We start from the raw sequence: 359 nt of genomic DNA on the forward strand, positions 1-359 counted from the left end.
GAACAGCGGCACCGCCTTTTCAGGACCCCAATGATGCAAGGCCTGCAGAACCACTTCGGTGTCGGAGACGCTGCGGAAAATACAGCCTTCCGCCTCGAGCGTCTGGCGCAGCGAGCGGTAGTTGTAGACCTCGCCATTGTAGGCGAGCACGCCCTTGCCGCATGCGGTCAGCATCGGCTCGCGGGCGGCGGGAGAGGGATCGATGATGGCAAGCCGGCGGTGACCCAGGGCGAGCCGGCTGCTGCTCCAGCTGTCATGGTCGTCCGACCCGCGATGCGCCAGCGCCTGCATCATGCGGGCGATGTCCGACAGGTCGCCGGCGCCGATCGGGTCCCGCTTTCGCCAGACGCCGGCTATTC

At 66.9% G+C, this 359-nt stretch carries 1 pseudogene; it reads right to left on the reverse strand.

Going from position 1 to position 359, the window contains the following annotated elements:
• Positions 1–359 (reverse strand): annotated as a pseudogene (locus tag EN807_RS33340) (asparagine synthetase B); the annotation flags it as partial.

The sequence above is a fragment of the Mesorhizobium sp. M5C.F.Ca.ET.164.01.1.1 genome (genome assembly GCF_004792125.1).
Classification (GTDB): domain Bacteria; phylum Pseudomonadota; class Alphaproteobacteria; order Rhizobiales; family Rhizobiaceae; genus Mesorhizobium; species Mesorhizobium wenxiniae.